At 72.1% G+C, this 21,542-nt stretch carries 14 protein-coding genes and 2 tRNA genes; 5 read left to right on the forward strand and 11 right to left on the reverse strand.

What is annotated here, in order from left to right:
• The 3 genes from QR78_RS03235 to QR78_RS03245 form a co-directional block, all read right to left on the reverse strand.
• Window positions 1–1,071 (reverse strand): endonuclease/exonuclease/phosphatase family protein, encoded by a 1,071-nt coding sequence (locus QR78_RS03235; protein WP_048426056.1) that lies wholly within the window; start codon window positions 1,069–1,071, stop codon window positions 1–3.
• An 85-nt stretch (window positions 1,072–1,156) separates the two neighbouring features.
• Window positions 1,157–2,077: a site-specific tyrosine recombinase XerD gene (locus tag QR78_RS03240; protein WP_048426057.1), complete on the reverse strand. Its 921-nt coding sequence runs from the start codon at window positions 2,075–2,077 to the stop codon at window positions 1,157–1,159.
• A 10-nt stretch (window positions 2,078–2,087) separates the two neighbouring features.
• On the reverse strand, window positions 2,088–2,234 hold the full coding sequence (locus QR78_RS03245; protein ID WP_048426069.1) for a hypothetical protein: 147 nt from the start codon (window positions 2,232–2,234) through the stop codon (window positions 2,088–2,090).
• 257 nt (window positions 2,235–2,491) lie between these two features.
• Here QR78_RS03245 and QR78_RS03250 point away from each other — a divergent pair, with 257 nt between their 5' ends.
• Window positions 2,492–3,172 (forward strand): shikimate kinase, encoded by a 681-nt coding sequence (locus QR78_RS03250; RefSeq protein ID WP_082171832.1) that lies wholly within the window; start codon window positions 2,492–2,494, stop codon window positions 3,170–3,172.
• Window positions 3,173–3,194: 22 nt separating this feature from the next.
• Window positions 3,195–4,313 carry a 3-dehydroquinate synthase gene (gene aroB / locus QR78_RS03255; protein ID WP_048426058.1) on the forward strand — a complete coding sequence of 373 codons (1,119 nt, stop codon included), beginning with the start codon at window positions 3,195–3,197 and terminating at the stop codon, window positions 4,311–4,313.
• Between the two features lie 141 nt (window positions 4,314–4,454).
• On the opposite strand, the gene QR78_RS03260 is transcribed toward aroB, so the two are convergent.
• The 5 genes from QR78_RS03260 to QR78_RS03280 all read right to left on the reverse strand — a co-directional run bounded on the left by QR78_RS03260 (window position 4,455) and on the right by QR78_RS03280 (window position 17,574).
• Window positions 4,455–5,825, reverse strand: coding sequence for an aminotransferase class I/II-fold pyridoxal phosphate-dependent enzyme (locus tag QR78_RS03260; RefSeq protein WP_048426059.1), 1,371 nt, complete (start codon window positions 5,823–5,825; stop codon window positions 4,455–4,457).
• Window positions 5,822–13,279, reverse strand: a complete 7,458-nt coding sequence (locus QR78_RS03265) for a type I polyketide synthase (RefSeq protein ID WP_048426060.1) — start codon at window positions 13,277–13,279, stop codon at window positions 5,822–5,824. The genes QR78_RS03260 and QR78_RS03265 overlap by 4 nt, the downstream gene beginning before the upstream one ends.
• Window positions 13,280–13,732: 453 nt before the next feature.
• Window positions 13,733–13,969 carry an Lrp/AsnC ligand binding domain-containing protein gene (locus QR78_RS03270; RefSeq protein WP_048426071.1) on the reverse strand — a complete coding sequence of 79 codons (237 nt, stop codon included), beginning with the start codon at window positions 13,967–13,969 and terminating at the stop codon, window positions 13,733–13,735.
• Between the two features lie 91 nt (window positions 13,970–14,060).
• Complete coding sequence (locus QR78_RS03275; protein WP_048426061.1) at window positions 14,061–15,365, reverse strand: UDP-glucose dehydrogenase family protein; 1,305 nt, start codon at window positions 15,363–15,365, stop codon at window positions 14,061–14,063.
• Between the two features lie 85 nt (window positions 15,366–15,450).
• Complete coding sequence (locus tag QR78_RS03280; protein ID WP_048426072.1) at window positions 15,451–17,574, reverse strand: glycosyltransferase family 2 protein; 2,124 nt, start codon at window positions 17,572–17,574, stop codon at window positions 15,451–15,453.
• A gap of 457 nt (window positions 17,575–18,031) precedes the next feature.
• Between QR78_RS03280 and QR78_RS03285 the strand changes: the two genes are divergently transcribed.
• The 3 genes from QR78_RS03285 (at window position 18,032) to QR78_RS03295 (ending at window position 18,621) form a co-directional block, all read left to right on the forward strand.
• Window positions 18,032–18,106 (forward strand) — tRNA-Val (locus QR78_RS03285).
• 143 nt (window positions 18,107–18,249) lie between these two features.
• Window positions 18,250–18,324 (forward strand) — tRNA-Val (locus tag QR78_RS03290).
• 90 nt (window positions 18,325–18,414) lie between these two features.
• Window positions 18,415–18,621: a hypothetical protein gene (locus QR78_RS03295; RefSeq protein WP_048426062.1), complete on the forward strand. Its 207-nt coding sequence runs from the start codon at window positions 18,415–18,417 to the stop codon at window positions 18,619–18,621.
• Between the two features lie 127 nt (window positions 18,622–18,748).
• Here the strand turns inward: QR78_RS03295 and QR78_RS03300 are convergent, their stop codons facing one another.
• From QR78_RS03300 to QR78_RS03310, 3 genes are all read right to left on the reverse strand, one after another.
• Window positions 18,749–19,501 carry a class I SAM-dependent methyltransferase gene (locus tag QR78_RS03300; RefSeq protein ID WP_048426063.1) on the reverse strand — a complete coding sequence of 251 codons (753 nt, stop codon included), beginning with the start codon at window positions 19,499–19,501 and terminating at the stop codon, window positions 18,749–18,751.
• Between the two features lie 143 nt (window positions 19,502–19,644).
• Entirely contained in the window at window positions 19,645–21,081 is a 1,437-nt protein-coding gene (gene lpdA / locus QR78_RS03305; protein WP_048426064.1) for a dihydrolipoyl dehydrogenase, read from the reverse strand.
• Window positions 21,082–21,477, reverse strand: a complete 396-nt coding sequence (locus QR78_RS03310; protein WP_048426065.1) for an endonuclease domain-containing protein — start codon at window positions 21,475–21,477, stop codon at window positions 21,082–21,084. It abuts the gene before it with no gap.
• Between the last annotated feature and the right edge of the window lie 65 nt (window positions 21,478–21,542).

Below are 21,542 nucleotides of genomic sequence, written 5' to 3' on the forward strand. Positions count from 1 at the left end.
CTAGGACGAGGCGGCTTCGCGCGCCTGCGCCACCGCCTCGGTGGCCTCCTGCCGGTCCTCGGCATCGGCCGCCGGAGGCTCCTGCACCGCCTCGGCGCTGGCGTCGCGGCACAGCTCGATCAGGATCGGGAAATGGTCGGAGCCGACATGCTCCAGCCGCTCGAGCCGGGCGAGCAGGAAGTGCTCGGAGAAGAAGACGTGGTCGAGGGGCCAGCGCAGGATCGGCCAGTCGGCGTGGAAGGTCGGGTAGGCGCCGCGCCCGACCCGCGGGTCGAGGAGGCCGCCGATGGCCTGGAAGAGCCCCGTGGTGCGCGACCAGGCGACGTCGTTGAGGTCGCCCGCCACCACCGTGGGCCCGGCCTCCCGCGCGACCTCGCGGGCGACCAGCACCAGTTCGCCGTCCCGCGTCGCGCTGCTGTGGCCCGGATGGGGCGGGCGCGGATGCACGCCGTGGAAGGTGAAGCGCTCGCCCGAGGGCAGGGTGACCCCGGCGCGCACAGAGGGTACGTCGTCCTCGATCAGGAAGCGCACCCGCACGTCGTCGAGGGGCAGGCGCGAGTAGAGCATCAGCCCGTAGGTGTTGTCCTGCGCCTGGTCGACCCCGTGGGGGTAGCGCGCCCGCAGCGGCGAGAGCGCGTCGCGCCAGCCCGCATCGGTTTCGAGCGCCAGGACCAGGTCGGGGTCGTGGCGCTCCACCACCCGCAGGAGCCGGTCGTAGGCGCGGTTCGACTGCAGCACGTTGACGATCAGGATCGCGACGCGGCGCTCGGGGTCGGCCTCGGCCGGGGCGGCCTTGGCGGTCGGCCGCGCCAGCCGCGTGAAGGGCAGGATGTGGCGCAGTTGCAGGCCGAGCGCGGCGAGCAGCCCGGCCCCGAGGGCGAGCGAGACGGGATCGTGCCCGGCGACCACCAGCAGGACCAGGACCGGCAGGATCGCGCTCGCGATCTGGAAGCGCGGAAAGTCGAAGGTGCGCACCAGCCCGGCGCGGCTGCGCCAGAACGGCAGCAGCGTCGCGGCGACGAGGCACGCCGCCAGGATCTGCGCGACGAGGGACAGGGTCGAGACCGGCACGTGCGTTTTCCCCCCCGCGGCTTTTCCGCCGCACCGGGGGACGAGATAGGTCGCGCCCGCTCCCGCGTCACCCGGGGCGGGGGGATCAGGCGCTCGCCAGCGGGTGGAGGTCGCGCACCATCTGCTTGAGGCGCTCGTCGAGGACGTGGGTGTAGATCTGCGTCGTCGAGATGTCGGCGTGGCCGAGCAGCTCCTGCACCACCCGGAGGTCGGCGCCGTTCTGCAGGAGGTGGCTGGCGAAGGCGTGGCGCAGGACGTGCGGGCTGATCTTGTCGGTGCGCAGGCCGGCGGCGGCGGCCACGGCCTTCAGGTCCCGGGCGAAGGCCTGGCGGGTCAGGTGGCCGGTCTCGCTGTCGGCGGGAAACAGCCAGGGCCCGGGCGCCGTCAGGGTCGCGAGATGGGCCGCCATGGCGGAGCGCGCCACCTCGGTCAGCGGCACCAGGCGCTCGCGCCCGCCCTTGCCGCGCACCACCAGGAAGCGCTCCTTGGTGGCGCCGGCGGCCCGCGGCAGGGCGACCAGCTCCGAGACGCGCAGGCCCGTGGCGTAGAGAAGCTCGATCAGGCAGTGCATCCGCCCGGCCCGGGCCGCCTCGGCGGGGTTCGGCGCCTTGACGGCGACCTCCTTGGCGACCGCGAGCAGGCGGTCGACCTCGGCCACCGAGAGCACCTTGGGCAGGCCGCGGCCGCGCTTGGGCCCCGAGACCGGGGCGGTGGGATCGCCCTCGGCCAGCCCCTCGGCGTAGAGGAAGCGGTGGAAGCCGCGCACGCAGGAGAGCCGGCGCGCCGCCGAGGTGGTCTTGAGGCCGCGCGCCTCCAGTTCGGCGAGGTAGGCCCGGATGCCGGCGGGCTCGACGGCGCCGGGATCGAGGCGCCGGCCCGCCAGATGGGCGAGGTAGTCGTCGAGGTCGCGCCGGTAGGCCGCGAGCGTGTTGGCGGCGGCGCCCCGCTCGGCGGCCAGCATGTCGAGATAGGCGTGCATCAGGCCCTGGGGGCCCAAGGTGCTCATGCCCCGCCGCTCACTTCGGCTGCAGCTTGGCGTTGGGGATGGTGACGGAGATCTCGCGCGGGGTCGGCTCGACGAAGGTGGCGAGCGCGAACATCGCCGCGAAGGCGATCCCGGCCAGGACGGCCACCACGACGAGGAAACGGAAGAGGGTCGGCACGTCGGACGGATCCCCGCGACTACGCGTGACAACGAGCGGCGCGGAGGAGAGGGCGCCGGCCACCTTGGCCGTCGGTTCGACCACGCGCCGCACCGCGAGGCAAGGCCGGCATCCGCACCGCCGCGCGGAATGCCGGCGCCTGTTGCGCGGGTGCCGAAGCGGACGCAGAGACAACGCAGACGGACCGGCGGCGCGCGTGGTTTTTCCCCGATATCCGCCGTTTCGCCCTGCGCGAAAAACAGGCTAAAGAACGCCGCATGAGCCAGCGTCCCCCTCATGAGCCATCGATCGAGTCGCGCGTGCGCCGAGGCCTCGGCCTGCGCTCGATCGTGCTGGTTGGCCTCATGGGCGCGGGCAAGAGCACCGTCGGCAAGCGCCTGGCGGGCCGCCTCGGCCTGATCTTCAAGGACGCCGACCACGAGATAGAGGCCGCGGCCGGCCTGACCATCCCCGACATCTTCGCCATCTACGGCGAGCCGAGCTTTCGCGACGGCGAGGAGCGGGTGATCGCGCGCCTGCTGCGCGAGGGGCCGATGGTGCTCGCCACCGGCGGCGGCGCCTTCATGCGGCCCGAGACCCGCCAGCGCATCGGCGAGGCCGGGGTCTCGGTCTGGCTCAAGGCCGAGCTCGACGTGCTGATGCGCCGGGTGCGCAAGCGCCCCGGCAGGCCGCTGCTCCAGAACGAGGACCCGGAGGGCACGATGCGTCGCCTGATGGACCTGCGCCATCCCATCTATGGCGGGGCCGACGTGATGGTGGTCTCCCGCGAGGTCTCCCACGACCGGGTGGTGCAGGACGTGCTCGAAGCCCTCGACGCCCACATGCTGGGCGACCCGGGAGACGGCTATGCCGGAGGCGCGGCGGGCGATCCCACGGGCTCCCCGCCCGAGACCGGCGGCGAGCCGGAGACCGCCGGCCACAGCGTCGCCGCCCATTGACCGCTCGACAACGGACGACGCCGTGACCGCGCAGACACAGACCGTTCACGTCCCCCTCGACGGGGGCCGGGCCTACGACATCCTGGTCGGCCGGGGACTCCTCGCCGAGATCGGCACCCGCGTCGCCGCGCTCAAGGCCCGGGCCGTCGCGGTGGTGAGCGACGAGACCGTGGCGGCGGAGTACGGCGAAGCCGTCACCGCCGCGCTCGCCGAGGCGTCCCTGCGCACCGCGCTCATCACGGTGACGCCCGGCGAGGGCTCGAAGAGCTATGCGGGCTTCGCCCAGGTCTGCGACGGGCTGATCGGCCACCGGATCGAGCGCGGCGACCTCGTTCTGGCGCTCGGCGGCGGCGTCGTCGGCGACCTCGCGGGCTTCGCGGCGGCCTCGCTGCGCCGGGGCGTGCGCTTCGTCCAGGCGCCGACCAGCCTGCTCGCCCAGGTCGATTCCTCGGTCGGCGGCAAGACCGGCATCAACTCGCCCCACGGCAAGAACCTCGTCGGCGCCTTCCACCAGCCGAGCCTCGTCATCGCCGATACCGCCACCCTCGACACCCTGGCACCGCGCGAGCTGCGCGCCGGCTACGCCGAGGTGGCGAAGTACGGGCTGATCGACGACCCCGAGTTCTTCGCCTGGTGCGAGGCGAACCTCGCCGAGATCTATGCCGGGGGGCCTGCCCGCGAGACGGCGGTGGCGTCCTGCTGCCGGGCCAAGGCCGGGGTGGTGGTGCGCGACGAGCGCGAGGACGGCGAGCGGGCGCTGCTCAACCTCGGCCACACCTTCGCGCACGCCCTCGAGCGCCTGACCGGCTACCAGGCGGCGCGCCTCGTCCACGGCGAGGCGGTGGCGATCGGCCTGTGCCTCGCCTTCCGGTTCTCCGCCCGGCTCGGCCTGTGCCCGGGCCAGGATGCCGGCCGCGTCGCCAACCACCTGGCGCTCGCCGGCCTGCCGACGCGGCTCGACCAGGTCCCGGGCGGGAGCGGCGACGCCGACCAGCTCCTCGACGCGATGCGCCAGGACAAGAAGGTCCGCGACGGGGCGCTGACCTTCATCCTGGCCCGCGGCATCGGCAAGAGCTTCATCGCCCCCGGCATCGAGGCCGGGGCGGTGCGGGAGTTCCTGGTGGACGAGCTGCGCGGCTGACGGGGCATCGGGTCCCGGCACGGCCCGGGTCATCCCCGGGCCGCGAAGCGGAACCCGGGATCCGGAGCCGCGGATGGCGCAGGGGTGGCCGAACGCCGGTCGCCTCGTCCGGGCCCCGCACCGGGACCCGGGGTGGGGTCGTCAGGCCCGCCGCGCCATCAGCCGCTCGACCAGCGAGCCGCCCTGGTTCAGCTCGTCGAGCTCGTCGGCGAGCACCGTCACGGTCTCGCGGATCTGCTCGGGCGTGTGCTCCGAGGTGATGAAGAAGCGCAGGCGCGATGAGCGCTCCGGCACCGCCGGGTGGATGATCGGCTGCACGTTGATGCCGCGCTGGAACAGCCGGTCCGATAGGGTCACGGCCTTGAGCGAATCGCCGAGGATCACCGGCACCACGGCAAGCCCGAGGCTGGTGCCGACATCGAGGCCGCGCTCGCGGGCGCAGGCGAGGAACAGGGAGCCGTTGCGGCGCAGCCGCGCGACCCGCTCCGGCTCGCGCCGCATCAGCGCCAGCGAGGCGGTGGCGGCGGCGGCGAGCGGCGGCGACAGGCCGACCGAGTAGACGAAGCCGCCCGCGGTGCACTTCAGGAGCTCGATGAGCGCGCCCGCTCCCGCGACGTAGCCGCCGCAGGACGAGAGCGTCTTCGACAGCGTGCCCATCCAGATGTCGACGCTGCCGGGGGGCACGTCGCAATGCTCGTGCAGGCCGTGGCCGTCCTTACCCAGCACGCCGAGGCCGTGGGCGTCGTCCACCATCAGCCAGGCGCCGTAGCGCTCCTTGAGGGCGACGACACCGGCGAGGTCGGGGGCGTCCCCGTCCATGCTGTAGAGGCCCTCGATCACGATCAGCGCCCGGCGGTGCTCGTGGCGCGTCGCGTGCAGCAGCGATTCGAGGGCCTGGAGGTCGTTATGGGCGAAGCTGCGGCGCTGGGCGCCCGACAGCTGCGCGCCGGTGACCACCGAATTGTGGATCAGGGCGTCGTGGTAGATCACGTCGCCGGGTTCGAGCAGGGCCGCGATGGTCGTCACGTTGGTGGCGTGCCCGCTCACCATCACCACGCAGGACTCGGTGCCGTAATGGGCGGCGAGCGCCTTCTCGAGGACGAGGTGGCCGGGGCGCTCGCCGGCGACGATCCGGCTCGCCGAGGCCGAGGTGCCGTAGGTCGACAGCGCGGCTTGCGCCGCCGCGTTCACCTCCGGATGGCCGTTGAGCCCGAGATAGTCGTAGGACGAGAAGTTGGTGAAGGTCCGCCCGTCGATCGTCGTCGTCGCGCCGGCCTTGGCGTCGTGAACGCGGAAGAACGGGTTGCCGAGGCCGATCAGGTCGGCGGCCGAGCGCTGGAGCTTCAGCTCCTTGTAGGCCGGCAGGCTGTCGAAGCTCTGGGCCTGCGCGAGGGCGGGCTTGGGCTCCGGCCGGGCCGGGGCGGGGCGGACGGGAGCCTTGCCGAGGCGGGCGGCGACGAAGCCCGCCAGGGCCTCGCGCCCACCCGCGCCGTGGGAGGATCCGCTACTCATTGGGTGATGACCTTGATGTCCTGGCTGTTCTGCTCGACCAGCGCCTGGAGGGACTGGAGCGAGGCGGCGTCGACCGACTCGGCCCCGCCGTGGCGCTGCGACAGGCTGACGACCGCCGCCGCGCTCTCGTCGACCGGGGCCGCCACCGACTGGATCAGGGTGTCGGCGAGTTCGGTCACGGTCTGGCCGCTGGACACGCCCGACGGCGGCGCGTCGAGGCCGAACCGCTCCTGCAGGCTGGCGCCGAGCTCGACGCCCATCAGCGAGTCGAGGCCGATCTCCGAGAGCTGGCGCACCCGGCTGATGTCGTCCTTTGGCAGGCGCAGGATGCGGGCGATGTCCTCCACGATGGCGTCGGCCACGGTCTTGCGGACGTCGTCGAGGTCGTGGGCACGCAGGAGACCCGGGATGCTGATCGCGACCGCGCCGCCGGCCTCCGCCTGCTGCTCGGAGCCGAGGCTGGCGTAGCTCGGGGAGCGCAGGGTGGCGAGACGCTCGCGCGCCTTGCCCCAGTGCATCGCCGCGATGGCGATCACCGCGTCGTCGGAGGCGCCGCCCTGCGAACCCAGCGCCTCGGCCATCAGGTCGAGGGACTTGCGGGCATCGACCGGGGTGACGCCGACCCGGCCGGCCAGCGTCTCCATCACCGCCTTGTTGCGGGCGAGGACGCCGACATCGCCGATGGCGCCCCAGGCCACCGCCAGGGCCGGCAGGCCGAGGCGGCGGCGCTGGCGGGCCAGCCCCTCCATGAAGCCGTTGGCGGCGACGTAGGAGCCCTGGCCCGGATTGCCGATGAAGGTCGTGGCCGAGGAGAACAGCACGAAGTAGTCGAGCACCCGGTCGCGGGTCAGCGCGTCGAGGTGGCCGGCGCCGATCACCTTCGGGGCGATCACCGCTTCGAGGGCGGCCGGATCGAGGTTGGCGATCAGGCCGTCCTGCAGCACCATCGCGCCGTGGATGATGCCGGCGAGCTTGACGCCCTTGCTCTCCACCCGATCCAGCAGGCGCTGGACCGAGGCGCGATCGGCGATGTCGCAGGATTCGACCTGGACCGAGACGCCGCGGGCCTCGAGTTCGGCGATGGTCGAGAGCGCCGGCTCGCCGGACGGCGCCTTGCGGCCGACGAGCGCGATGTGGCGCGCGCCCCGGTCGGCGAGCCAGCGCGCCGCCTCGATGCCGAAGCCGCCCAAGCCCCCGGTGACGAGATGGACGCGGTCGGGCGCGACCACGAAGGGTTTCGTCGTCTCGGCCGGGATCGTGCCGGCCTTCGGCGGCGCGATCACGATCTTACCGACGTGACCCGATTGCTGCATCAGCCGGAACGCGTCCGAGACCTCTTCGGCCGCGAAGGGCTGGTAGGGCAGCGCCTTCAGGCTGCCGTCGGTGAAGAGCGCCATCACCTCGCGGAACAGCCGCTTGCCCTCGTCGGGCTGGAACTGGAGCAGCTGGTCGAGGTCGACGCCGAAATACGACAGGTTCCGGCGGAACGGCCGCAGGCCGATATGGGTGTTGGCGACGTAGTCGCGCTTGCCCAGCTCGACGAAGCGCCCGAAGGGCTTCAGCGAGTTGAGGCTGCGCTCCATCGCCTCGCCGAACAGGCTGTTGAGCACCACGTCGACGCCGTCGCCGGTGATGCGGCGGATGTCGTCGACGAAGGCGAGCGAGCGGGAATCGAGCACGTGCTCGGCGCCGAGCGCCTTGACGAGCGCCCGCTTCTCGTTCGAGCCTGCGGTGGCGATGACCCGGGCGCCGCGCATCCGGGCGATCTGGAGCGCCGCGAGGCCGACGCCGCCGGCGCCGCCATGGACCAGCACCCATTCGCCGGCCTTGAGGCGGGCGAGCGTCACGAGGCCGTAGAAGGCGGTGAGGAAGGCGACCGGCGTGGTGGCGGCCGCCTCCGACGACAGCCCCTCGGGGGCCGCCGCCACGACCATCTCGGGCACGACGATGTGGGTGGCGAAGCCCGACTGGGCGAAGGCCACCACCCGGTCGCCGGGCTTGAACGCGGTCACGCCCGCACCGACCGCCGCGACGCGGCCGGCGCATTCGAGGCCGAGGCGCGGACCGGCGAAGCCGTCCTCGAGGATCTCCTCGGGCAGCATCGAGAGCGCCCAGAGCACGTCGCGGAAGTTGAGGCCGGTGGCCTCGACCGCGATCTCGATCTGGCCGACACCGGGGGCGGACCGTTCGGCCGGCCCCCAATGCATCTCGTTGAGGCCGCCGGTGGTGCTGCGCTCGAGCCGGGCGGCGGGCGCCGCGGCACCCGAGCGGCGGACGGGCCGCGCCCCTTGCGCGAAGCGGACCACGCGGGTCGCATCGTCGTCGACCACGATCTCGGTCTCGGGGCTGCCGGACAGGATCAGGTCGCGCAGGCGCTCGGCGGCGCGCTTCGAGGAGATCGACGGCGAGAGGTCGATGCGGCGCACGTCGAGGGACGCCACCTCGTTGGCGAGCGTGCGGGTGAAGGCCCACACGCCGGCCTCGACGCTGCAGGCCGGGCCGCCGCGGTCGCGGGTGGCACCGGGGCAGACGACCCAGAGCCGGGTCTGGCGGGTGCCGAGATGCTCGACGCAGCGCTTGAGGCCGAGGCAGCGCTCGCGCAGCCGCTCGGCGGCCTCGCCGCCGCGGTTGAAGGCACCGGCGAGGTAGACCACCGTGTCGGGGGTCTCGCGCTCCAGTTCGCGCAGCGACGCCTCGGAATCGAGGATGATCGAGACGTGGACCCCACCCGCGACCAGGAGCGTCGCCAGGGAGGAGGCGGTCTCGGCCGCGAACTCGTCCTCGGAGCCGATGACGAAGGCGAAGGTCTGGCCGGCGGCGGCCTTCGGCCGGGGCGGGGCCTCGGCGAGCAGCAGCAGGTCGTTGCCGTTGCGGGTGACCGCCCGGTCGGCCGCGACCTTGACGAGGCCGACGGCGCTCAAGGAGCGCTGCCAGCCCGCCACGTCGTCGAGGCGCCCGACCGGCACGGTGCCGGCCATCTCGAACCAGCCGGCATCGAGGCCGAACACCATGTCGCGGAACAGCGAGGCGCCGGGCTCGACTGCCGCGAACAGGCCGCCGGCCGCCAGCGACGCGGCGAGCGGCGTCAGGAGATCGCGGGAGGCGCGGTGGAGCACGTCGCTCGCCAGCACCGCGTCGAAGGCCGCGAGGCCGAGCTGCGCCGGGTCCTCGACGATCGTGACGCCGGCCGGCAGGGCGAGGCGGGCCCGCTCGGCGAGGCGCCGGTCGGCCTCGAACACGGTGAGGCGCGCCTCGTGCAGGCCGGCGAAGGTCGCGACCTGGGCCGAGAGCGGCCCGAACCCGACCTGGAGCAGGCGGAGCGCCCGGTCGCGGGGGAGCGCGGCGGCGCTGTCGTCGAGGAGCCGCATCACCGCATCGGCCGAGGCCCGCACGGTGGCGCCGCGCAAGCAGAAGGCGTCGAGCGCCGCCTGCGGCAGGGAGGGAGCGTCCGACAGCGTGCCGGCGAGGATCCGCGACACCACGGCGCCGAGATCGGCGCAGAGCAGGAGCTCGGCCGACAATTCGGGATGGTCCGCCGCGATCCAGCGCATGATCTCGTCGGTCGCCGGCAGCGTCACGTCGGCGCGCAGGCGCCAGCGGTCGTCGCCCGCGGCCTCGGCCAGGCCGCTGACCTCCAGCGCCGCGAGCTGGTTGACGAGCCACGGGCGCAAGGCCGCCGGCAGCCGGCGCGAGGCCGCGACGTCGACGACGCCGCCGACCGCGAGACCCCGGGCGAGCCGGTCGGCGAGCGAGGTCGCCCAGCCTTCGAGCAGCATGTGGCCGGCGCCGAGCGCCGCGTCGCCCTTGGCGGTGACCGCGCCGGCCTGGCGCCGCACCAGGGCGGCGACCGCCGGCTGCGGCTCCAGGGCGATCGCCGTCGGCTCGGTGGCGAGCTCGGTGAACTGGCGGATCGCGAAGGCGTCGAGGTCGCCCCCGGCCTTCATGCGCAGGGCCTGGAACCGGCCCTCGCGCAAGGTGGCGATCACCTCGCCGGCCTCGTCCACCAGGGTGAAGTCGGCCAGGATGCTGCGCTCGTTGCAGCGCCGGGTGCGGATCACCGCCCGGGCGATGGCCGCGCCGGGGCGCACCAGCCGGATCTCGCCGAAGCGGATCGGCACGTAGGCCCGGCTCGCCGCTTCGCCCAGGAGGTCGGCGAAGAGCAGGATCAGGCCGTGGAAGCAGGAATCGAGCCGTGCCGGCGACAGGCCGTAGCGGGCTTCGGGCCCGGACGGCTGCAGCTCGGACACGATCGTGGCGTCGTCGAGCCGGGCCGAGCGGGCGACCTGGCGGAAGGACGGGCCGAAGCCGAGGCCCGACGCCCGGGCGCGGGCGTAGAGCGCCTCGCCGTCGATCGTGGTCTCGGAGGGCAGGGCCGCCACGGCGAGGCGCGCCGGGGCCGGGGTCTCGCCCTCGACCAGCTTGGCGACGGCGTGGAGCTGCCAGGGCGCCTGGCTCAGGCGCGGCCGGGACAGGATCTGCACCAGGTTGGCGCCCGGGGAGAACCGGGACAGCACCTCGCGCACGGTCTCCTCGGCGAAGACCATCGGCTGCTGGATCTCGAGATCGGCGAGCGTCACGCTCTCCGAGCGCACGACCTCGCGGCCGACCGCCAGCGCCATCTCGGCGAAGCCGGCACCGGGCAGGATCGCCTGGCCGTCGATGCGGTGGTCGTCGAGTTCCGGCACCGTGGCGACGTCGAGATGGGCCAGCCATTCCAGGCCGTCCGCGCCCTGGCGGGCGCCGATCAGCGGGTGGTAGGGCCGGGCGCTCGCCGGGTTCATCGCCTCGGTGGTCTCCGGCAGGCGGAAGACCTTGCGCTGCCAGGGATAGTGCGGCAGCGCCACGCTGCCGGCCGGGTCGGTCCCGAAGGCGATCGTCTCGTCGACGGCGGCACCCGCCGCGAGGGCCGCGGCCAGCGCGCGCCGGAACGGGTCGGTGGCGAGGGTCTTCTTCGGCAGCACGCCGACGGTGGCGCCATCAAAGCCGAGCGGCTCGAGGCAGTCGCCGATATGCGGCAGCAGGGTCGGCCGCGGGCCGACCTCGACGAAGATCCGGGCGCCTCCTTGCGCCGCGGCCTGGACCGCCGCGCTGAACCGCACCGGCTCGCGGATGTTGCGCCACCAGTAGCCGGCGTCGAAGGCGGTGCCGTCGAGCACGCCGCCGGTCACCGTCGAGGCGAGCGGCACGGTGCCGGCGGAGGGCGCGAGCCCCGCGAGGTCGCGCCGCAGCGGCCCCTCGATCGGGTCCATCAGGCGGCCGTGGAAGGCGTAGTCGAGGTCGAGCTTGCGGCCGCGGCGGCGCTTGCGCGCCAGCGCCTTCATGGCGGCGTCGATCATCGCGACGGGGCCCGCCACCGTCACGGCCTTGGGGCTGTTGAGGGCGGCGATGTCGAGCTCGGGATAGTCGACGAGGAAGGCCTCGACCTCCTCGACGGGGGCGAGCAGCACCGCCATGGTGCCGAGCCCGCGGGTCGCCTCCTGGTGCTTCGAGCGGTAGAAGATGACCTTCACCGCCTGTTCGAGCGTCAGGATGCCGGCGGCCTCCGCGGCGCCGATCTCGCCGACCGAGTGGCCGACGATCGCGGTCGGGGCGAGGCCCACGGCCTTCAGGGCGGCGGTGGAGGCGGCCTCGATGGCGAAGATCAGCGGCTGCGACACGCTGGTGAGCGCGAGCCGCGCCTCCAGGTCGTCGGCGAACAGCGCGTCCTTGAGCGACCAGCCGGCGAGCGGCCGGAACAGGGCGTCGGTCTCGTCGAAGCGGGCACGGAAGACGGGGTTGAGGGCGTAGGCGTCCCGGCCCATGCCGGCCCACTGGCTGCCATTGCCCGAATACACGAAGGCGACGCCGCCGGCGCGCTCGACCGCGGTGGCGAGGGACGCCGCGGGCGCCTCCTCGCCCTCGGCGACGGCGCGCAGCGCCTCGGTCACGGCCTCGGCGTCGAGGTCGCGCAGCGGGATCGCGGCGCGCACCGGCAGGCGCTCGCGGCGATGCGCGGCAGCGGCGGCGACGCGCGACATCTCGGCCGTGTCCGCCCCGTCGAGGCGGGCGGCGTAGTCCTGGGCGAGGTCGGCGAGGGCCGCCTTGGTCTGGGCCGAGACCAGCAGCACCTCGGGGGCGGGAACCGGCGCGGAGGCCGCCGCCGCGACGGGCGCCGGGTCGGTCAGGATGACGTGGGCGTTGGTGCCCCCGAAGCCGAACGAGTTGACGCCGGCAAAGCGCGGCTCGCCGGTGCGGGGCAGGGGCAGGAGCGTGCGGTTGACCGCGAGATTCAGCTCGTCGAACGGGATCGCCGGGTTGAGCTCGGCGCTGTGCAGCGAGGGCGGCAGCAGGTCGTGCTCCAGCGCCAGGCTCGCCTTGAGCAGGCCGGCGAGGCCCGAGACCGGCTCGGTATGGCCGATATTGGTCTTGATCGAGCCGATCGGGAGCGGCGTGGCGCGGCCGCGGCCGAGCTTGCCGCCAATGGCGCCGGCCTCGATCGGATCACCCACCGGGGTGCCGGTGCCGTGGGCCTCCATGAAGGTGATCGCGTCGAGGGCGACCCCGGCCTCGCGGTAGATCTCCTCCAGCAGCGCGCCCTGCGCGTAGCCCGACGGCAGGGAGATGCCGGTGGTGCGCCCGTCCGAGTTGACCTTCGAGGCGGCGATCACGCCGCGCACGGTCGCGCCGGTGCGGGCGGCGGCCTCAGCCGATTGCAGCACCAGGACGACGCCGCCCTCGGCGCGGACGTAGCCGTCGGCGCTCGCCGAGAAGGCCTGGCACAGGCCGGTGCGCGACAGCATCGAGGCGTTCGAGAACGACACGAAGTTGAACGGGCTGACCAGCAGGTTGACGCCCGCCACCACCGCCGTGTCGATCCGCCCCGAGGCGATCGCCGCGACCGCGGCGTCGAGGGCGACGAGGGACGACGAGCAGGCGGTGTCGAGGGTGAAGCTCGGCCCCTTCAGGTCGAAGATGTAGGAGATGCGGTTCGACAGGATCGACAGCGTGTTGCCGGTCGCCGCGTAGGCGTCGCCCGAGGCGCTGTCGAGGACCCGCAGGTTGCCGTAATCGAGCGAGGAGGCGCCCACGAACACGCCGATCGGGCTGCCGGCCACCGCCGACGGCCGTAGCCCCGCGCTCTCCAGGGCCTCCCAGGTCAGCTCCAGCAGCAGGCGCTGCTGCGGGTCCATCTGCTCGGCCTCGCGGGGCGAGATGCCGAAGACCGACGGGTCGAACGACCACGGATCGTCGATGACGCCGGCCGCCCAGGTGTAGCTCTTGCCGCGCTCCTGCGCCCGGGGGTGACCCATGCGCTCCAGGGACCAGCGGTCCTCCGGGATGCGCGAGACGGCGCACCGTCCCTCGATGAGCATCTGCCACAGGCTGTCGACGCCGGAGGCGCCCGGCAGCCGGCAGGACCGACCGATGATCGCGATGTCAGGACGCTGTATCACGTTCGCTTCGCACACGCTCATTTACGGAGGACGGGACGCGGCGGCGCCGCACCCGGGCAATTCACCCCAACCCATAGTATGAGGCCAGCACCGCGCCAACCCCGGAACGGCGCCACCCATCCCGACACGACAAGACTTGGCCTACCTGTGACATGCCTTCATCAGTCGAAGTCCTGCGACATGGCGGAGCAGAAGCACCGTAGCTGGGCCGCAAAACTGTCATCCGGTAGAAATACCGGATCTCACCGGTAATGCTGTCAAGCTCGAACGCGCCCCGGCCCGGACCGGACGCACGCGACACGTCTTAGACCCGATGAATCGGGTCGCAATGGGGCGGAGCGGCGCACGGGTGCCGGACCCGGCCCCGCGCGGGGTCGCGCTGCCGTCGCGCGCAACGCCAAGCCGTTGACGGCACCGGGATTTTCGCGACGGGCCGGCATCCGTTCCGCCGGACGGCGCTGCCGCCGGTCCCGCTCAGAAGGCCTTGAAGGTGATGATGGTGCGGGTATCCTGGATGTCCGCGATGGTCTGGACGTGCTCGGCCACGAAATGCCCGATATCCACACCGTCATCGACGTGGAACTTGGCGAGCACGTCGTAATGGCCCGCCGTCGAGTAGATCTCGGAGGCGATCTCGCGGTCGGCGAGGGCGCTCGCCACGGTATAGGTCTTGCCCAGGCGGCACTTGATCTCGACGAAGAAGGTCTGCATCGGCTCGCTCCCGGCGATCATCGAACAATCTTTAGGCTGGAACGGGTCTCGAACGATCCTCGAATCCCGCGTCGCGTCGGAGGCGTGCCGCTCAGGGCCGCCCGACGCTGGCATAGGTGAAGCCGTGCTTGCGGGCATCCTCGGGCCGATAGACGTTGCGCAGGTCGACGAGGACCGGCTCGGCCATTGCCTCGCGCAGGCGCTTGAGATCGAGGGCCCGGAACGCGTCCCACTCGGTCACGATCACGAGAGCATGCGCGCGCTCCGCACAGGCATAGGGGTCGGCGGCGTAGTCCACGCCGGTGAGGAGCGGCCGGGCCTGCTCGACGCCCTCCGGGTCGTAGGCCGTCACCGTGGCGCCGGCATCCTGGAGCCCGGCGATGATCGACAGGGACGGGGCGTCGCGCATGTCGTCGGTGTTCGGCTTGAAGGTCAGGCCCAGCACCGCGATCCGCTTGCCCCGCACCGAACCGCCGCAGGCGGCGATCACCTTGCGGGCCATGGCGCGCTTGCGGCTGTCGTTGACCGCCACCACCGTCTCGACGAGGCGCACCGGGCTGCCCGCATCCTGGGCGGTCTTGACCAGCGCCAGCGTGTCCTTGGGAAAGCAGGAACCGCCGTAGCCCGGGCCGGCATGCAGGAACTTGCGCCCGATGCGGTTGTCGAGGCCGATGCCGCGGGCGACCTCCTGCACGTCGGCGCCGACCTGCTCGCAGAGATCGGCGATCTCGTTGATGAAGGTGATCTTGGTGGCGAGGAAGGCGTTCGCCGCGTACTTGGTCAGCTCGGCGGTGCGCCGGCTCGTCACCAGGATCGGCGCGTGGTTGAGGTAGAGCGGGCGGTAGAGCTCGCTCACCACGGCGGCCGCGGCGGGATCGTCGGCGCCGACGACGATGCGGTCGGGCCGCTTGAAGTCGGAGATCGCCGCGCCCTCGCGCAGGAATTCGGGGTTGGAGGCGACCGCGATGGCGATCCCGGGCCGCGCTTCGCGGACGATGCGCTCGACCTCGTCGCCGGTGCCGACCGGCACCGTGGACTTGGTGACGACGACGGTGGGCCCGGTGACGGCGGCGGCGATGTCGCGCGCCGCCTGGTAGACGTAAGAGAGGTCGGCAAAGCCGTCGCCGCGCCGCGACGGGGTGCCGACGGCGATGAACACGGCGTCGGCCCCGGCGACCGCCTCGACGAGGTCGGTGGTGAAGGAGAGTCGGCTCTGGCGCACGTTCTCGGCGACGAGCGCATCGAGGCCGGGCTCGTAGATCGGGATGCGGCCGTCCTTCAGGGCGGCGATCTTCTCCGGCGCCGTGTCGACGCAGGTGACGGTGTGGCCGAAATCGGCGAAGCAGGCTCCGGAGACCAGGCCGACATAGCCCGCCCCCACCATCGCAACGCGCATCTCACGTCCTCCCGGCAGCGGCGCGGCGCGGCGCCCGCGGGCACCGCTGTAGCGTTGCAGTGCAAAACGGGCAACGGCCGCACCGTTACCAGAGGCGGAACAGCGCCTTCGCCCGGGCGAGGTTCGGGTTGTAGTAGGGATCGTTGCGCAGCTCCGGCCCCCAGCGCTCGGTCATGGTGGCGACCTCGGCCTCGAAGCGGGCGCGCTTCTCGGGCGTGTCCTCCTTGCCGCGGCTCTTCGATTCGTGGTGCGTCAGGGCGGCGTGCGGCGTCCAGATCACCCGGTAGCCGGCCTGGCGCACCCGCAGGCACAGGTCGATGTCGTTGAAGGCCACCGCCAGGTGCTCCGCGTCGAAGCGACCGACCGCCTCGAACACCGCGCGCCGCATCATCAGGCAGGCCCCGGTGACCGCCGAGACCTCCTGCGCGATCACCATGCGGCCGAAATAGCCGGGATCGTCGGGTCCGATATCCGGGTGGCTGTGGCCGGCGACGCCGCCGACGCCCAGCACCACGCCGCCGTGCTGGAGCGTGCCGTCCGGATAGGACAGCTTGGCGCCGACGGCACCGACCCCGTCCTCGACCGCGATCGAGGCCAGTTCCGTGAGCCAGCCCGGCGCGACGACCTCGATGTCGTTGTTGAGGAACAGGAGCAGCGATCCGCGCGCGGCCGCGGCGCCGTCGTTCGAGAGCCCCGAGAAGTTGAACGGGCCGGGGCGCGACAGCACCCGCACCCGCGGATCGGCGGCGGCCCGCTCCAGGAGCGCCAGGGCCGAGGGCTCGGTGCTGCCGTTGTCGACCACCACGACCTCGATCGCCGGATACTCGGTTCCGGTCAGGAGTCCGTCGAGGACGACGCGCAGCAGCTCGGCCCGGTCCTTGGTCGGGATCACCACCGAGACGAGCGGGGCCGGGTCGGGCAGGGCGCGCACCAGACGGTTGAAGCCCAGCGGCCCGCGCTCGACCCGGTGCGGCCAGCCGCGCCGCGCCACCAGCTCCTCCAGGGCCTGGAGGCGCGCCGCCTCGGCCCGGGCGAGGAAGGCGTCCGAGAAGGTGCCGGAGCCGATCGCGGTGCGCCAGTGGTACAGGATCGCCGGCAGGTGACGCACGCGGGCGGGGTCCAGCCGGTCGCTCAGACGCAGGAGCAGGTCGTGGTCCTGGCTGCCCTCGAAGCCGGGGCGCAGCCCCCCGACCGCCTCGACGAGGCTGCGGCGCACCACCGTCAGGTGGTTGAGGTAGTTCTGGCCGTAGAGGAGCTCGGGGTTCCAGTCGCCCTTGAAGTGCGGCTCGAAGCGCCGCCCGTCGGCGTCGATCTTGTCCTCGTCGCTGTAGATCAGGTCGAGGTCCGGATCGCGCCGGATCGCCTTGACCACCTCGTAGAGGGCGTGCGCCGGCAGCACGTCGTCGTGGTCCATGAAGGCGACGTAGGTGCCGCGGGCGAGGGCGAGCGCGGTGTTGGTGGCCGCCGCGATGTGGCCGTTCTCGGGCCGGCGCTCGACGCGGATGCGCGGGTCCTCGGCCGCCGCCCGGGCGAGCAGGCGCGGCACCGCCGGATCCGTCGAGGCGTCGTCGGCGATGCAGAGTTCCCAATGCGGGTAGAGCTGCCCGCGCACCGAGCGCAGGGCCTCCTCCAGGACCCTGGAGCCGGGGTTGTAGACCGGCATGACCACCGAGATCAGCGGCGGCTCGCGCCACTGCGCCACCTCGGCGCCGATGCGGGCGCGATCGGCCTCGCTCAGCGTGTCGAAGTGACGGACCCAGGCGTCGTAGCCGGTGAGTCCCGCCGGCACGAGGGCGCGGGCGAGGCGGTGCTGCGAGCGCACGCGCTTGCCGACGGAGCGCCAGAACAGGGCCTGGGCCGTGAGGAGAGGCCGGCGCACGGCCGCCCGGCCGACGAGGGCGGCGCGGCGCCGCACCGTGACGGTGAACTCGGCGACGGCGAGCGCCGGCTCGCCGAGCATCGGGGTGAGCCGCAACGAGGTGGTGCCGGCGGGCAGCCGCCCGAGCCAGGTGAAGCGCCCGTGGCCGAAGGCGCGCTCGTCGAGGCTGGTGCCCTGCGGCCCCTCCGGGCCGTCGACGACGGCGGTCAGCTCGACCCGGCTGAAGGCGCCGTGATTCTCGTCCTTGAAGGCGATCGAGACCCAGCGCGCCCCGAGCCCGAGATCCGCCACGTCGAGGCTCAGCCCCTCGGCCCCGAATTCGAGCCGCAGGCGGGTGAAGTCGCGCGCGACGGTGCGACCGCGCCCGAGCCGGAGCGACGCCCGCAAGGGAGAAGGAGCGGGGGACGCGGAAGGGGTCTGGGCCGTCACCTGTCCTCGCGCCTCTCGCTGTCGCGAGGCCGGCGAGCGGTGCCGCGCCTCGTCATTCTCAATGAAATCAATTGGTTATGCCAAGTTGAGCGGTCGGACGTGTAGCAGGGGGCGGGAGCGGCTGGCAAGAGTCGCCGGCGCGGGTGGCCGGCCGGAGCGGCGACCGGCCGGAAGCCGGGTCGCACGGGAAGGACGGGGCCCTGCAAGGGCGAGCCGGCTGCGGCCCCGTCTCCCGCCCGGCATAGTCCCCCTCGGGAGCCGGCAACGGAAAACCGCGCCGACCCACGGAACCGTCTTGTCACCTGCTGCGACTGCCTCTATACGCCCTCTCACACCGGGGCCGCCCACACGGCCTCGAGGGCGCGTAGCTCAGCGGGAGAGCACTACGTTGACATCGTAGGGGTCACAGGTTCGATCCCTGTCGCGCCCACCATCGCACCTCCGGATGTCAGGGGTCATCCCCTCGGAGTGTGAAGAGACCGAGGCATCTCGGTCGATCGGAGTAGACGAAGGCGACCCGGTTTCGGGACAGCCTTGCAAGACGACCGTTGGCAGGCCATGCCTGCACGGGTCGATGGGCGCGTAGCTCAGCGGGAGAGCACTACGTTGACATCGTAGGGGTCACAGGTTCGATCCCTGTCGCGCCCACCATCGTCCCCCAACTCGTTTCATCGGAACCGCCCGATCCACACCGGATACCGCCCGTGGGCGGCCGGCTTCCCGACGGTACGGAATCCTCTCATGACCGATCAGGATGTAGGCGTCGCCTTCGCCACTTTGGCGACCGCGCTCGCAGTGGCCCTGCACAAGCAGGGCGTCGCCGATGGCGAGGCGCTCCTGGCCGAGACCGTCGGCACCCTCGAGAGCGTCCTGGACGGCGATTACCCGGAGACCGCGCGGGCAATCCTCTCGGCCTGCGCCCGCTCGCTGCGGGCGGCGGAGGGCTGAGCCCCGCTGACACGCGGCCCTGCGCCGTCGCGGCCCGCGGCCACGGCGCGCCGAGGTCGCGGCTGCCGCGCTCGGCGGGGCTTCGAGGACCATACCGCGATGGACCGCATCCCGAAGGGCCTCGCCTTCAGAGCCAGAACCGCGCCGTCATCTTCTCGTCGCTGTCGATCTCGGACGTGCTCACCACCTGAAGCTGCTCGAACAGACGCTCGATCCCGATCTGGCGCAGATCGTACGACAGCATCTCCCTGCGCAGTGCATTGTAGTTGTCCTTCAGGAACGACGAGCCGGGATCGAGGTTCGTGACCAGCAGGAGCCCGGTCGGAGCGGAGTCGAGCGCCAGGATCTCCAGATCGGGCCGGACCGTCTTGAGCAGCAGCGCCGTCCGCCAGACATCGCCCGTCCACCACCCCGTGCGCGACGGCCTGACCGGAACGATCCCCTCCTCGGTGCGCGCCGTCATCGGCAGTTCCACCGGCAGGCAATCATGGATGGCGATCACCGAGTTCGGCGCGCACGCCGCCTCCGTGTTGTAGAAATCGCGGAGCAGGAACTCGCACCGGTGCATGCCGTCCAGGAAGGCGAACTGGACGGGCTCGCCGAACAGGTTCCTGGGGTCGAACCTGGCGAAGAAGTCGTCGGACGTCATCTGGTACAGCAGCGACATCCGACGTGTGGACAAGATGCCGGGATCCGCGATGACGAAGGCAGGATCGACCGCGATCGCGTCGCACCGCGCCAGGGCCAACGTACCACCATCCCTGGTGCCGATCTCGAAGTAGTTGCGCGGCCGCAAGGTCGCGTGGATCTGCGCCAGAATTTTCCCGTAGTTTGAGCCGGCATGGCCTTCCAGATCGCATTGCGGCGAAGAACTATCCATCCACCTGCCTCCGCCTATTCGATCTTCAAAGATCACGCTACAGCGCAGAAACGACACCAACGACGGTCAAGCCGAAGGTTGCGTCTCGTTCGGCACTGACGCGCGATCATTGCTGTCTTGGAGTTTTACGATTTCATCTGAGCCTATGCGTGGATCACCCGCCCATAGGCGTCGAGCACGCTCTCGTGCATCATCTCCGAGAGCGTCGGGTGCGGGAAGACGGTGTGCATCAGCTCTTCCTCGGTCGTCTCGAGGGTCATCGCCACGACGTAGCCCTGGATCAGCTCGGTCACCTCGGCCCCGACCATGTGGGCGCCGAGCAGCTGGCCGGTCTTGCGGTCGAAGACCGTCTTCACCAGGCCGTCGGGCTCGCCGAGCGCGATCGCCTTGCCGTTACCCGCGAAGGGGAAGCGGCCGATCCGCACGTCGAAGCCCTGCTCCTTGGCCTTCGCCTCGGTGAGGCCGACGGACGCGATCTGCGGCTGGCAGTAGGTGCAGCCCGGGATCTTGCCCTTGTCCATCGGGTGGGTGTGCAGGCCCTTGATGGTCTCGACGCAGATGACGCCCTCGTGCTCGGCCTTGTGGGCGAGCATCGGCGGGCCGGCGACGTCGCCGATGGCGTAGATGCCCGGCACGCTGGTGCGCCCGAGCCCGTCGGTGGCGACGATGCCGCGCTCGATCTTCACACCGAGCGTCTCCAGGCCGAGATTCTCGATGTTGCCGACGACGCCGACCGCCGAGATCAGGATCTCGGCCGTGATCTCCTGCGTCTTGCCGCCCTCGGTCTCGACCGTGGCCGTCACCGCCTCGCCCTTCACGACCTTGGTCACCTTGGCGCCGGTGAGGATCCTGATGCCCTGCTTCTCGAACCGCTTGCGGGCATGCGCGGCGATCTCGTGGTCCTCCACCGGCAGGATCTGCGGCAGCAGTTCCACCACCGTCACCTCGGCGCCCATGGTGCGGTAGAACGAGGCGAACTCGATGCCGATCGCGCCCGAGCCCATGACCAGCAGGCTCTTGGGCATTTTTTCCGGGACCATCGCCTCGTAGTAGGTCCAGATCTGCTTTTTGTCCGGCTCGATGCCGGGAATCGCCCGCGGCCGGGCGCCGGTCGCCACGACGATGTGCTTGGCTTGGTAGGTACCGGCCGCCTTGGCGCCCTTCGGCGCCTCGGCGCGCTTCGTCTCCTTGACCACGACCCGGCCGGGCTCGTCGCCGTTGGGCGCCGCCTCGATCGCGGCCTCGCCCCAGATCACGTCGACCTTGTTCTTCTTGAGCAGCATGCCGACGCCGCCGTTGAGCCGGCCGGACACGCCGCGCGAGCGCTTGACGATGGCGGAGACGTCGAACCCGACATTGTCCGCCGTCAGGCCGTAATCCTTGGCGTGCTGCATGTAGTGGTAGATCTCGGCCGAGCGCAGCAGCGCCTTGGTCGGGATGCAACCCCAGTTGAGGCAGATGCCGCCCAGGTGCTCGCGGTCCACCACCGCGGTCTTGAAGCCGAGCTGCGCGGCCCGGATCGCCGCCACGTAGCCGCCGGGACCGGCGCCGATGATGAGGACGTCGTAGGTGTCGGACATTCAGGTCTCCGGGGAGGGCGGGGCAGCCAGGGCCGCGATGATCGTGTCGAGGGTGTTGCCGATCGCGCGCATCACGTCTGCGTTGGAGAAGCGCAGCACCCGGAAGCCCCGCGCTTCGAGGGCGGCCGTGCGTGCGGCGTCGTAGGCTTGCTGGTCGGGGAAGCCGTGCTGGCCGCCATCGACTTCGACGATCAATCGTGCGCCGAGGCAGCAGAAGTCCGCCACGTAAGGACCGAGTGCGACCTGCCGGCGGAAGTGCGATCCCTCGACCGGCAGCCTATGGCGCAGGTGCCACCACAATCGCTTCTCCGCCGGTGTGAGGGCGTGCCGCATGACCTTGGCGTTCGCCCTGGCTCGCGGTGATGCCGATTGATCGGGCGATCCGTTCCAGGGCATCCGGCGATTCCTCCCGCAGATCGGCAACGAAGAAGGCGCCTTCCCCTCCCCCTTGTGGGGAGGGG

Origin of the sequence: Methylobacterium indicum (assembly GCF_001043895.1) — a bacterium.
Classification (GTDB): Bacteria; Pseudomonadota; Alphaproteobacteria; order Rhizobiales; family Beijerinckiaceae; genus Methylobacterium; species Methylobacterium indicum.

What these genes read in the sequence shown, in the direction of transcription:
- QR78_RS03240 (WP_048426057.1), bottom strand. Translation starts at nt 2,077, where the DNA reads ATGAGCACCTTGGGCCCCCAGGGCCTGATGCACGCCTATCTCGACATG.
- QR78_RS03250 (WP_082171832.1), top strand. Translation starts at nt 2,492, where the DNA reads ATGAGCCAGCGTCCCCCTCATGAGCCATCGATCGAGTCGCGCGTGCGC.
- QR78_RS03260 (WP_048426059.1), bottom strand. Translation starts at nt 5,825, where the DNA reads ATGAGTAGCGGATCCTCCCACGGCGCGGGTGGGCGCGAGGCCCTGGCG.
- QR78_RS03265 (WP_048426060.1), bottom strand. Translation starts at nt 13,279, where the DNA reads ATGAGCGTGTGCGAAGCGAACGTGATACAGCGTCCTGACATCGCGATC.
- QR78_RS03270 (WP_048426071.1), bottom strand. Translation starts at nt 13,969, where the DNA reads ATGCAGACCTTCTTCGTCGAGATCAAGTGCCGCCTGGGCAAGACCTAT.
- QR78_RS03275 (WP_048426061.1), bottom strand. Translation starts at nt 15,365, where the DNA reads ATGCGCGTTGCGATGGTGGGGGCGGGCTATGTCGGCCTGGTCTCCGGA.
- QR78_RS03295 (WP_048426062.1), top strand. Translation starts at nt 18,415, where the DNA reads ATGACCGATCAGGATGTAGGCGTCGCCTTCGCCACTTTGGCGACCGCG.
- QR78_RS03300 (WP_048426063.1), bottom strand. Translation starts at nt 19,501, where the DNA reads ATGGATAGTTCTTCGCCGCAATGCGATCTGGAAGGCCATGCCGGCTCA.
- lpdA (WP_048426064.1), bottom strand. Translation starts at nt 21,081, where the DNA reads ATGTCCGACACCTACGACGTCCTCATCATCGGCGCCGGTCCCGGCGGC.
- QR78_RS03310 (WP_048426065.1), bottom strand. Translation starts at nt 21,477, where the DNA reads ATGCCCTGGAACGGATCGCCCGATCAATCGGCATCACCGCGAGCCAGG.